13 protein-coding genes and 1 pseudogene are annotated in these 12,161 nt (G+C 32.1%); 9 read left to right on the forward strand and 5 right to left on the reverse strand.

The window, feature by feature from the left end; all coding sequences use genetic code 11:
• Positions 1 to 84: 84 nt before the first annotated feature.
• Positions 85 to 492 (forward strand): DUF4293 domain-containing protein, encoded by a 408-nt coding sequence (locus FOF46_RS02620; protein ID WP_109435140.1) that lies wholly within the window; start codon positions 85 to 87, stop codon positions 490 to 492.
• 57 nt (positions 493 to 549) lie between these two features.
• Here the strand turns inward: FOF46_RS02620 and FOF46_RS02625 are convergent, their stop codons facing one another.
• Positions 550 to 1,044 (reverse strand): metallophosphoesterase family protein, encoded by a 495-nt coding sequence (locus FOF46_RS02625; RefSeq protein ID WP_143915365.1) that lies wholly within the window; start codon positions 1,042 to 1,044, stop codon positions 550 to 552.
• Positions 1,045 to 1,247: 203 nt separating this feature from the next.
• On the opposite strand from FOF46_RS02625, the gene truA reads away from it, so the two are divergent.
• Together truA and FOF46_RS02635 are read left to right on the forward strand one after the other, a co-directional pair.
• Positions 1,248 to 1,994: a tRNA pseudouridine(38-40) synthase TruA gene (gene truA, locus FOF46_RS02630; RefSeq protein WP_143915358.1), complete on the forward strand. Its 747-nt coding sequence runs from the start codon at positions 1,248 to 1,250 to the stop codon at positions 1,992 to 1,994.
• On the forward strand, positions 1,995 to 3,758 hold the full coding sequence (locus FOF46_RS02635) for an ABC transporter ATP-binding protein (RefSeq protein ID WP_109435138.1): 1,764 nt from the start codon (positions 1,995 to 1,997) through the stop codon (positions 3,756 to 3,758). It begins immediately after the preceding gene.
• A gap of 16 nt (positions 3,759 to 3,774) precedes the next feature.
• Here the strand turns inward: FOF46_RS02635 and FOF46_RS02640 are convergent, their stop codons facing one another.
• The 3 genes from FOF46_RS02640 to folP all read right to left on the reverse strand — a co-directional run bounded on the left by FOF46_RS02640 (position 3,775) and on the right by folP (position 6,241).
• On the reverse strand, positions 3,775 to 4,563 hold the full coding sequence (locus FOF46_RS02640; protein WP_143915359.1) for a DUF3667 domain-containing protein: 789 nt from the start codon (positions 4,561 to 4,563) through the stop codon (positions 3,775 to 3,777).
• Positions 4,563 to 5,339, reverse strand: coding sequence for a diadenylate cyclase CdaA (gene cdaA, locus FOF46_RS02645; protein WP_109435136.1), 777 nt, complete (start codon positions 5,337 to 5,339; stop codon positions 4,563 to 4,565). The genes FOF46_RS02640 and cdaA overlap by 1 nt, the downstream gene beginning before the upstream one ends.
• A gap of 83 nt (positions 5,340 to 5,422) precedes the next feature.
• Positions 5,423 to 6,241 (reverse strand): dihydropteroate synthase, encoded by an 819-nt coding sequence (folP, locus tag FOF46_RS02650; protein ID WP_109435135.1) that lies wholly within the window; start codon positions 6,239 to 6,241, stop codon positions 5,423 to 5,425.
• Positions 6,242 to 6,425: 184 nt separating this feature from the next.
• Between folP and FOF46_RS02655 the strand changes: the two genes are divergently transcribed.
• The 6 genes from FOF46_RS02655 to FOF46_RS02680 all read left to right on the forward strand — a co-directional run bounded on the left by FOF46_RS02655 (position 6,426) and on the right by FOF46_RS02680 (position 11,900).
• Positions 6,426 to 6,968: a DUF1599 domain-containing protein gene (locus tag FOF46_RS02655; protein WP_109435134.1), complete on the forward strand. Its 543-nt coding sequence runs from the start codon at positions 6,426 to 6,428 to the stop codon at positions 6,966 to 6,968.
• An 89-nt stretch (positions 6,969 to 7,057) separates the two neighbouring features.
• A complete protein-coding gene (locus FOF46_RS02660; protein ID WP_143915360.1) occupies positions 7,058 to 8,731 on the forward strand; it encodes a BT_3928 family protein in 1,674 nt (557 codons plus the stop codon).
• A 2-nt stretch (positions 8,732 to 8,733) separates the two neighbouring features.
• A complete protein-coding gene (locus tag FOF46_RS02665) occupies positions 8,734 to 9,807 on the forward strand; it encodes an ABC transporter permease (protein ID WP_143915361.1) in 1,074 nt (357 codons plus the stop codon).
• A 60-nt stretch (positions 9,808 to 9,867) separates the two neighbouring features.
• Positions 9,868 to 10,620, forward strand: a complete 753-nt coding sequence (tpiA, locus tag FOF46_RS02670) for a triose-phosphate isomerase (protein ID WP_143915362.1) — start codon at positions 9,868 to 9,870, stop codon at positions 10,618 to 10,620.
• 102 nt (positions 10,621 to 10,722) lie between these two features.
• Complete coding sequence (prmA, locus tag FOF46_RS02675; RefSeq protein WP_143915363.1) at positions 10,723 to 11,562, forward strand: 50S ribosomal protein L11 methyltransferase; 840 nt, start codon at positions 10,723 to 10,725, stop codon at positions 11,560 to 11,562.
• 62 nt (positions 11,563 to 11,624) lie between these two features.
• Complete coding sequence (locus tag FOF46_RS02680; protein ID WP_109435129.1) at positions 11,625 to 11,900, forward strand: ATP-dependent Clp protease adaptor ClpS; 276 nt, start codon at positions 11,625 to 11,627, stop codon at positions 11,898 to 11,900.
• A gap of 149 nt (positions 11,901 to 12,049) precedes the next feature.
• Here the strand turns inward: FOF46_RS02680 and FOF46_RS32440 are convergent.
• Positions 12,050 to 12,161, reverse strand: a pseudogene (locus FOF46_RS32440) (IS982 family transposase); the annotation flags it as partial.

The raw sequence follows: 12,161 nt of genomic DNA on the forward strand, positions 1-12,161 counted from the left end.
CAAGTATACAACTTTATTTTAATATTTTGCACATATTTTTAAAAAGAAACTCTTATTTTTGCTTTTCCTTAAGAAAAAAATGTAATGATACAAAGGATTCAAACTATTTACCTTTTATTAGCAGCCATAGTCTCTGGTGTGCTTTGTATGTATTTACCATATGGGTTAGGTGAAAATGGTGAAGAGTTATATATAAAGGAGGATTTTTTTCTTCTAGGAGGGTTTATGGGATCATCGATGCTATCTTTGATTTCCATTTTTTTATTCAAAAATAGAAAGCTTCAGTTTGTACTGGGGCGTCTCAATATCTTATTAAACTTTATTTTACTAGGAGTATTTGTTTATTGGTCACTAACATTACCTGGAGGATCTGATCCTATGAAGGGTATTGGGAAATTCATTCCTATTATTTCTATCGTTTTATTAGTGATGGCCAACAAGGCTATTAAAAAGGATGAAGATCTTGTAAAATCTGTAGATCGATTACGATAAACCTAAAATCTTAGTAGTATTAGTGCGTTAAAACCCGGAGTATGCCAACTCCGGGTTTTATTTTTTCCCTAATTCGATGACCTCTAAATTTTCAATATTGCCAGAGTCTACAGTAAATCTAAGCATTGTTCTAACTTTATGAAATCCATGTTTTCCTGCGGCTCCAGGGTTCATGTGTAGTACACCATTTTTTTTGTCTGGTATTACTTTAAGGATATGAGAATGTCCACAAATGAAGAGTTGTGGTGGGTTGGCCTTGATCTCGTCTCTAGTGTTTATATTGTATTTGGGAGGATATCCACCAATATGGGTTATCCAAACCGACACTCCTTCGCAAACAAATCGTTGGTGTAAAGGATATGTAGCTCTGGCTTTATCATCATCGATATTACCATATACAGCTCTGAGAGGTTTCAGAGATTCGATAGTGTCAGTTACTTTAAGGTCTCCAATGTCCCCGGCATGCCATACTTCATCAGCTTCATTTATATAATGAATAATTCTGTCATCAATATAGCTGTGTGTATCACTAAGTAAAAGAATTTTTTTCAAAATAGGATTATAATTATGAGTTATAGAATGATAGAAAAACAGAAGACGAACCATAACTTCTGTCTCCATTTTTAAAGTATATTTGCCTCTGCTTTGTGCAAAAATAGAATATTACTTTTTGAAATGATGTTAATGTATAGTTTACCTTAATCAATACTTTATACATTTTGGTTGAATGATATTTAAAGATATATAATTAATAGATGAGATATTTTTTAGAACTTTCCTATAACGGAACTCCATATCATGGATGGCAACGACAACCAAATGCAATTTCGGTGCAGGAAGTTTTGGAACAGGCATTATCTACATTATTAAGAATTAAAGTTGTTGTTGTAGGCGCAGGAAGAACAGATACAGGAGTTCATGCAAAACAAATCATGGCACATTTTGATTATGAAAATAGATTAGAATCAGAAGAATTAAAATATAAGCTTAACGCAATTTTGCCAGCACAGATTGCTGTTTATAAATTGAGTAGAGTAAGAGACGATGCTCATGCTCGTTTTGATGCGATAAGTAGATCATATGAGTATTATGTTACGATGCTTAAGGATCCTTTTAAGATCAATGCTTCATATTATGTAAAGAAACCGTTGGATATCGTTGCAATGAATGAAGCTGCTAAATTACTGTTAAACTACACTAATTTTAAATGCTTTAGTAAGTCTAAAACCGATGTAAAAACGTATAATTGTACGATAACAAATGCTTCTTGGGAGATTGAGAATGATCAAATGATATTTAAAATTTCTGCAAATCGTTTTTTAAGAAATATGGTAAGAGCAATTGTAGGAACTCTCATCGAGATTGGAGAACATAAATTGAATAAAGAAGATTTGATACATATTATAAAGAGTGAAGATCGTAGCCAGGCTGGATATTCGGTACCGGCTCATGGTCTATATTTAACAGCAGTAGAATATCCCAAAATAATATATAGTATATAGATGGCAGAAAAGAGTGGTAAAGCTTTTGATTTTAAATTATTCAGACGGTTGATTACATATACTAATCCGTACCGACTGACTTTTTATTTTGTAGCCTTTTCGGCTATATTATTATCAATATTTGCTGTTTTAAGACCGTACCTGTTACAGCAAACAATTGATAAAACAATTATACCAAAGGATAATGAACTTTTGATATTCTTTATCAGTTCGATGGTTGGAGTTCTTTTGTTGGAAGTTATTTCGCAATTCTTATTCATATATTTTGCTAATTGGTTAGGGCAAGGAGTGATTCGCGATCTTAGAATAAAGCTATTTGAGCATATGCTTGGCTTTAAAAAGCAATATTATGATCAATCTGCGGTGGGTAGATTGGTAACAAGAGCAGTAAGTGATATTGAAACTATAGCCAGTATTTTTAGTCAGGGATTATTTATGATTATTAGTGATCTCTTAAAGATGTTAGTGATTCTTGGTTATATGCTATATCAAAGTTGGCAACTTACCGTATTAGTATTAGCAGTTTTACCTTTAATAGTATATGCTACCAGAGTTTTTCAGAAAAAGATGAAAGCAGCTTTTGAAGAAGTAAGAACTCAAGTATCTAATTTAAATTCTTTTGTACAAGAGCGAATCACCGGGATGAAGATTGTTCAGTTGTTTACCAGAGAAGAAACTGAATATTCTACTTTTAAAGAGATCAATGAAAAGCACAAAAAAGGGTGGATAAAAACAGTTTGGTATAACTCTATATTTTTTCCTATTGCAGAGATGTCTAGTTCGGTCGCTATAGGATTGATTGTGTGGTTTGGTGGGTTAAAAGCAGCTCAGGGTGATGTAATTACATTGGGAGTAGTTATTGCTTTTATAGAATTGGCTCAAATGCTTTTTAGACCATTACGACAGATTGCAGATAAGTTTAATACGCTACAAATGGGGATGGTTGCTGCTAATAGAGTATTTGCTATTTTAGATACTGAATCTAAAATTGAAAATAATGGAGAACTGATGCTCGATAGTGTAAAAGGGAAAATTAAATTTGAGAATGTTAGATTCAGTTATATTAAGGATGAAGAGGTTTTAAAAGGGATCTCATTTGATGTTGAAGCAGGAGAAACTGTTGCTATAGTTGGTGCAACTGGAGCAGGAAAATCAACCATCGTTAATCTGTTAAGTCGATTCTATGAAATAAACAATGGTGTGATTTCTATTGATAATACAGATATAAAAGATGTAGAATTAAATTCGTTAAGGAGTCATATTGCTGTAGTGCTACAAGATGTGTTTTTGTTTGCAGATACCATCTTAAATAATATTACTCTTAATAATCCTCATATTCTCGAAGAAAATGTACATAAAGCGGCAAAAGAAATTGGAATCCACGATTTTATAATGAGTCTTCCGGGAGGATATGAGTATAATGTAAAAGAAAGAGGGGCAATGCTCTCATCTGGACAACGACAATTATTATCTTTTTTACGAGCTTATGTAGCTAATCCAGGTATTTTGGTATTAGATGAGGCTACGTCTTCTATAGACTCTCATAGTGAGCAGCTCATCCAGGATGCTACAAATAAGATCACAAGAGGCAGAACTTCTATAGTTATAGCACATCGATTAGCTACGATTAGAAATGCTGATAAGATTATCGTAATGGATCAAGGCGAAATTGTAGAACAAGGTAATCACAACGAATTGCTAGAGATTAATGATGGGTATTATAGAAGCTTGTACGAAGTTCAATTTGCTACCGTTACGGAGTAATGATGCCTTCTTGGATTTATTTAGCAGGGATTTCCATAGCTCCAGTATGAGCCATGATTAAGCCTATAATTATTCCTATGATCAAGTAAAATATTACTCCAAAGAAGAAAAATAACAAGGTTTTAATAAGTGTTCTCTTTAGATTAATTTGATAAAGTCGTTTTAAAACGTATGTAATGTAAATGATATATATAGAAAATTGAATTATCATTATATTAAAGATATTATCAAACCAAAAAGTAATCGGGAGTAATATGATTGTCATAAAAGCTACTATATGCGAATATGCATATAGATAAATAACAAAGTGTTCTGTTAAGTTATATTTTTTATAATTCCAGAAAACTAATCTTGATAATAATGCGAGCACTGGTATTAACAACAGATTTAATAGTGATTGATATTTAAAAGTGAAGTCTAGAGCAATTTCTTGAGATGCTATTTGCTCTTCTGGAAGAGAACTAAATATTTTGTTCATAAGTTCTGCTAGTCTGTTTTTTGCCAAAAAAGAATATATCCCAGTAATGGTTATAGAGATAGCAAAATAACTAAATGCATTTATGTATCGTTTTCTAAGTCCATTTATAAAACCATCAATTACTTCATCAGGTTTTGTGAATAAATGTAAAAAAGTTCTGAAAAACGAATTGTCTAGATTAAGAAAGCGATCGGCAAATTCATGAAGCAAGTTTTTAAATGTAATTCGTTTGTTGATTTTTTTAGCTCCGCAATTGGGACAAAAATTATAAGTTTCTATTTGTTGATTACAATTCTTACAATTTGTGATAGGTATTAATTCATTCATTAATCTAAATCCCTTTTTATTTTTTCTATTAACTCTTCCTCTGTTTTATATATAACAAACTCTCCATTTTTAATATAAGAGAGTTTACCAGTTTCTTCACTTACTACTAGAGCCAAAGCATCTGTTTTTTCGGTTATTCCAACTGCGGCACGATGTCTAAGTCCAAAACGCAAAGGCATATTGTTGTCATTCGTAACTGGTAAAATTGCTCTTGTGGCTACAATGTGATTATCTTCTATAATCATTGCGCCATCATGAAGCGGACTATTTTTGTAAAAAATACTTTCTATTATAGGAGTATTAACTCTTACATCCATAGAATCACCAGAAGTTTTGACAAAATCTAAAGAAGTGGTTCTTTTTATAACAATAAGAGCACCAGTATGAGTCTTACCCATTTCTATACATGCGGTGACAATAGCAGGGATATTGGTAAGGCTGTCTTCAGGAGTATCCCTAATAAATTTTAGTTGTCTTAGGAATTTACGTCTTCTTCCAAAATTAGTAGAACCGATCATTAAAAGAAATTTTCGTATTTCTTGTTGAAAAACGACAATTAAAGCAAACATTCCTACTCCAATAAATTCTCCTAAAACACTACTCAGCATCTCCATAGCTAAGAATTGTGTGAGTTTCCAGACTAGATAAATAATTACGATTCCAATAAAAATATTAATCGCAGCTGTACCTTTAACCAACTTATAGATATAGTACAATAAGAAAGCAACAAGTACAATATCAAGTATGTCTAGTATTCTAAGGTTTATTAAATCCAAATGTCTGGTGTTTTTGTAAAAATAGAAAAATTAGTGAAATTTAGATTTGAAAAGCTTAAAAAGCATTTTTAAATCTAGGTTTATTATAGATGATTCATCAGGTTTAAGCATTCCATGGCTTCTTTAACATCATGAACTCTTAATATAGAAGCTCCATTAAGTATTGCCACTGTATTGAGCGCAGTAGTACCGTTTAAAGCTTCTGAAGGGTTTAGATGTAATGTTTTGTATATCATAGATTTTCTTGAAATTCCAGCTAGAATTGGTAGGTTATGAAATTGTAACAGCTTTAGATTTTTTAAAAGCTCAAAATTTTGAGAAATGTTTTTAGCAAAACCAAATCCTGGATCTATAATAATGTCATTCACTCCGTGTTTTTTTGCTTCGGCAACTTTTTCTGAAAAATAAGTGTTTATTTCAAGAATAAGATTATCGTATTGATCTAGCGTTTTCATAGTTTGTGGAGTTCCTTTCATATGCATCATAATATATGGGACTTCTAATTCTCCTACAGTAGGAATCATATTTTGATCCATATTTCCAGCAGAAATATCATTAATAAGTGCTGCTCCGGCTTTTATACATGCCGTTGCGATTTCACTTCTAAATGTATCTATTGATAATAAAATTTCAGGAAATTTATCTAGTAGTAATGATACTATAGGTAATATTCTTTTTTTTTCCTGTTCGGTAGAAATATGATCCGCTCCTGGTCTGGATGAATAAGCTCCTAAATCGATAAAAGTAGCTCCTTCGAGAAGCATTTGTTCCACTTTTTTTAAGATCTCAGTTTCGTTTTTATACTTTCCTCCATCATAAAAAGAATCCGGAGTTAAGTTAAGAATACCCATCACTTTTGGAGTAAATAAATCGATTAGGCGGCCTCTGCAATTGATTGTCATTTTTGAAGTTTGATTGGTTTATCGATAATGATTTTTAATGCTCAAATGAAATTGATTAATAGTCATTTCGATTAAGATTGGTAGCATTATTATGGCTCATTTCACATTTTTTGTTTCTAAACTTGAGGTATGATTTTTTTAATTCCCATATTAAAGCGAAATTTACGCAAAATTCAACAGTTTTATGCAAGATACGTCTACACAATATGACGCAGTGATTACAGTATGTCGTGATCTATTTGTCAAAAAAATGAAAGATTATGGCAGCGCATGGAGAATACTACGTCTCCCTTCTTTAACCGATCAGATTTTTATTAAAGCTCAACGTATACGGAGTTTACAAGAAAATGAAGTACGTAAAGTAGATGAGGGAGAGGTTCCAGAATTTATAGGGATCATTAATTATAGTATCATGGCATTGATTCAACTCGAAAAAGGAGTTGCCGAACAACCAGATTTATCTTCAGAAGAAATTTCAGTATTGTATGATAAACATATTGATATTACAAAAACATTAATGATGAATAAAAATCATGATTATGGTGAGGCTTGGCGTGATATGAGAGTAAGTTCGCTTACTGATTTAATTATTCAGAAGCTATTACGAGTGAAACAGATTGAAGATAATAAAGGAAAAACTTTGGTTAGTGAAGGGATTGATGCGAATTATCAAGATATGATTAATTATGCTGTTTTTGCAATGATTCATCTGGGTGAAGCAAAATAGTGATTTGTATAAAATACTGTTAAACTAAAAATGACATAGTGTATTCATAACTATATTGTGAAATTATATAAAAACATTAGGGCTTAAAAATGAAAATACTCGTTAACTTTTCCAGAATATTTGTAGCTGCACTTTTTTTATTTTCAGGATTTATTAAACTAAATGACCCTTTAGGGTTTTCATATAAACTTCAGGAGTATTTTGGAGAAGGTGTGCTTAACTTAGAATTTTTGATTCCGTTTGCGCTTTTGATAGCGGTTTTTTTGGTGATTTTCGAAGTGATATTAGGAATTACCTTGTTATTAGGGTACTTGCCAAAGTTTACAGTATGGTCGTTATTGTTAATGATTGTCTTTTTTACATTTCTTACGTTTTATTCGGCGTATTTTAATAAGGTTACAGATTGTGGGTGTTTTGGAGACGCCCTACCATTAACTCCTTGGGAGTCTTTTACAAAAGATGTAATTCTTTTAGTTCTTGTATTGGTTTTATTCTTTGGTAGAAAATATATAACACCTATTCATCCATTAGCGATTCATAAATGGGTTGTTTTTGGTTCTTTTACTGCTTGTTTGGCTTTTGCGTATTATGTTTTAATGCATATGCCTGCTTTTGATTTTAGAGCTTATAAAGTAGGAGTCAATATACAAGAGGGGATGGCAGTTCCGGATGATGCACCAAAGGCAGAGTTTGCATACCATTGGAAATTTAATGTAAACGGACAAGAAAAAATTGTGACTACTAGTGGAGATTATCCAAAAGTAGATGGTGAATTTATCGAAGTTGAAACAGAAACTGTAGATGAAGGATATGAACCTCCTATCCATGATTTTGCAATAGAAAAGAATGATATTGATTATACTGTTGAATTTCTTGAAAGAGAAAATTTAATACTGATTGTAACTTATAACTTGTCTAAAAGTGAAGCTGAAGGTTTTAATGCGGTAAGAGATATTACAAATAAAGCGATATCTCAAGGTTATGAAGTAATTGGTCTTACAGCTTCTACTCCAAAAGATATATCGCAGGCGAAGCAACAATATGATCTTAACTTTGATTTTTACACCACTGATGAAACTGCACTGAAAACAATATTGCGTTCTAATCCTGGGATTGTAAAACTTAAAAAGGGGACTATAGTAGAAAAGCTGCATTGGAATGATGCAGAAAAACTTACACTGGAAAAAGTTGACCCACCTAAACCTAAAGTTAATAGAGAATTAAAAGCTCAATTAGATAGTATTATTAATTTAGGTCCAAAATCAGAAGATGGAAGCCTACAGCATGATATTTCGTGGGAACAAAGAAAAGAAATTGATAGTACGCAATTGGTTTATGTAGAAGAGGTATTTAAAAAGTATGGATATCCTGGTAAAACTTTAGTTGGTGATTCTCCGACGAATGTAATTGCTTTGCATGTGATTATGAATTCTAATAAATTCGAAGAATATTATCCTTTAATTAAAGCAGCTGGAGAAAAAGGAGAATTTGGTTCTGATTACGCTGCTATGGCAGAGGATCTTCATCTGGTAAAGCAAGGTGCGGCGCAGACGTATGGAACATATATTGAAACTATAGATCAAAAAGAAGGAAAACCGATTAGTTTGATTTGGCCAATTAAAGATCCTGAATCTGTTAATCAGAGAAGGAAAAATGCTGGATTAAGCGAGACTATAGAGGAGTATTGTCAACGTATTTTAGGGGTTCCTTATAAATTGTATACGTTAGAAGAGGTTGAAGGGCTTATAGAAAAGAATAAATAATAATGATTAGTTACCTTATCAGTAAAATAGGATATGCTTTACTTACTTTATTAGGTGTGGTAACGGTAATTTTTTTGCTTTTTACATTACTACCAGGTGACCCGGCACAAATGATGCTTGGACAGAACGAAAGTGAAGAGCAATTAAATAATGTAAGAAAGAAGTATGGTTTTGATCAGCCTATTTCTAAGCAATATTTATACTACTTAAATGACCTTTCACCTATTTCATTTCATAGTTTAAATCCCGATGATTTTTCGCATTTTGAGAGCGAAAAATATTCAGCGATTCAGTTATTTAAAACTGATCAAAGTGTCACAGTACTTAAACTTCCTTATTTAAGAGAATCTTTTCAAAAGAATGGAAAATATGTTAGTGAAGTAATAAGTGAAACATTGCCAAATACAGCGGTTCTCGCAATCTCTGCAATTTGTATTGCCATAATTGTAGGAATCCTAATGGGGATAATAAGCGCGTTGACCAAAGATCAATGGCCGGATAAGGTAATTCAATTGTTAAGTACATTAGGGATGAGTGTTCCTTCTTTTTTTAGCGCAATCATTTTTGCATGGTTATTTGGTTATGTGTTACAGGAGTTTACTAATTTAAACATGACAGGAAGTTTGTATGAAGTAGATGATTTTGGAGAAGGGAGTTATATTCAATGGAAAAATTTGATCCTGCCATCTATAGTACTTGGTATTAGGCCACTAGCCGTAGTTACTCAATTAATGCGTAATTCTTTATTAGAAATAATGAGTCAGGACTATATACGTACTGCAAAAGCAAAAGGACTTTCTATGTTTCAAGTGATTAGAAAGCATGCATTAAAAAATGCTCTTAATCCTGTAGTAACGGCTATTTCTGGATGGTTCGCTTCAATGTTGGCAGGAGCAGTATTTGTAGAATATATTTTTGGATGGAACGGATTAGGAAAAGAAATTGTTGATGCACTTAACACCTTAGATCTTCCGGTAATCATGGGAGCTGTTTTGATTATAGCAACTATGTTTATACTAATCAATATATTTGTCGATATTATATATGGATGGCTAGATCCAAGGATAAGAATATAGTCACTCACCGCTTTGTAATCGTATAACCACACTTTTAACCAAAACATAAAATTTAAATTAATGAGAAAAAAAATTGTAGCCGGAAACTGGAAAATGAATAAAAATCTGGCAGGAACCAAGACATTACTTTCAGAGTTGAAAACAGAACTTGGACAATCATCGAATGCAGAGATAATTGTAGCACCTACTTTTACTAATTTATATGGTGCTGTAGAAGCTTTAAAATCATCTGATGTTACTGTTGCTGCACAGAATATGCATCAGGCAACAAATGGTGCTTATACAGGAGAGATTTCTGCTGATATGCTTAAAGATATTGGAGTGGAAACTGTGATTTTGGGACATAGTGAACGAAGAGCGTATTTTGGAGAAACAGATGCTTTACTTGTAGAAAAAGTAAATACAGCGCTAGAAAATAATATGACTATTATTTTTTGTTTCGGAGAAGAATTAGAAGATCGTAAGAGTGATCATCACTTCTCTGTAGTAGAAAACCAATTAAAGAACGGTCTTTTTCATATTGCAGAGACTAACTGGAAAAATGTAGTTCTTGCATACGAGCCTGTTTGGGCTATTGGTACAGGAGAGACGGCATCTCCAGAACAAGCTCAGGAAATGCATGCTTTTATCCGTAGTGCAATTGCAAAGGCCTATAATCAAGATATAGCCGATGCAGTTTCTATTCTATATGGAGGAAGTGTTAAGCCAGCTAACGCCGAAGAAATTTTTGCAAAACCAGATGTAGATGGTGGATTGATCGGAGGAGCATCATTAGATGCAAAAAGTTTTGCAGCAATTGCAAACGCAATCTAGAAGTATCATAAAATTAAATACATTTAAAAGCATCCTCTTTATTATGAGGGTGCTTTTTTATTAAGCTAAAAGAGTACCTTTGCAAAAGCATAAAAAATCAACATGTCGAATACAAAATATATAGGATATTATTTTAAAGTTTCACCCCAAAAACCTGCAACTGAGATCTTAATTGCAGAATTAGGTTATGCAGGATTCGAAAGCTTCGTAGAAACCGAGGAAGGAGTTAATGCATTTATTCAAAAAGGAGAATGGAATAAAGAAATCCTAGAAGGGATTTATGTGTTGAATTCGGGAGAATTTGAAATACACTATACTATAGAAGAAATAGAGCAAATCAATTGGAATAAAGAATGGGAAAAGAATTTTAGCCCTATTATTGTCGATGATATTTGTAGTGTAAGAGCTCCATTTCATGAAAAACCAAATACTACATACGATATTGTTATAGAACCCAAGATGTCTTTTGGTACTGGCCATCATGAAACTACTCATATGATGATTCAGCATATTTTAAAAAATGATATGAAAGGTAAAAAGGTATTGGATATGGGTTGTGGTACTGGAGTTTTAGCAATTTTAGCCGAAATGAGAGGAGCTGAGCCAATAGATGCAATAGATATAGATAATTGGTGTTATTTAAATACTGTAGAAAATATAGAACGTAATAATTGCGAGAGTATAACTGCTTATGAAGGAGATGTTTTACTTCTTTCAGAAAAGAAATACGATGTTATTATAGCTAATATTAACAGAAATATATTGTTGCAAGATATTAAGCATTATGTGGCATCCCTAAACCCTAAAGGGAAATTGTTTTTAAGTGGGTTTTATAAAGAAGATTTAGAAATGATTACTAGAGAGTGTAAGAGCAATACTTTGAATTATATTGATCATATCAGTAGAAATAATTGGATAGCAGCATCTTATGATTTAAAATAACATATTGATTGATTGTTATATGTTATAAGTTATTATATTTGTATAAAATAATTTACCTCCCTATGAGTACTCAAGAAAAGGTTTTAGAAGAGGTTCTAGAGAAAACCGTTGATCAAAGTAATAATGAGATCGTGTTGTATAATGACGACGTAAATACATTTGATCATGTAATAGAAACATTAATATATACTTGCGAGCATACTCCTGTACAAGCAGAACAATGTGCTTTATTGGTGCATTACAAAGGAAAATGCACGGTAAAAACTGGAGTGTATGAAGAATTAGTGCCTCGTTGTTCTAAGCTGTTAGATGCAGGCTTAAGTGCAGAGATTGTATAAAAGAATCAAATAATTATATCATTTTTAAGCCTATATATTGGGCTTTTTTTTATGTTTTTTTTTCTTCCATTGGGATGAATAGTGTATTTACATCATGTTATTTTTAAGTACAATTTTTCTTGATTTGTTATATATAACCCGTTGTGCATTTAGTTAATATTAATTTTTAGGTTGTTTATATTTCTGTTGAATTCAAACCTATTGATATATTGAATAATGGTCATTGCTGTGATCTTTGATAAGATTCTATTTTTAAATCCC

This window comes from Aquimarina algiphila (assembly GCF_007489275.1).
In the GTDB taxonomy this organism is placed as follows: Bacteria; Bacteroidota; Bacteroidia; order Flavobacteriales; family Flavobacteriaceae; genus Aquimarina; species Aquimarina algiphila.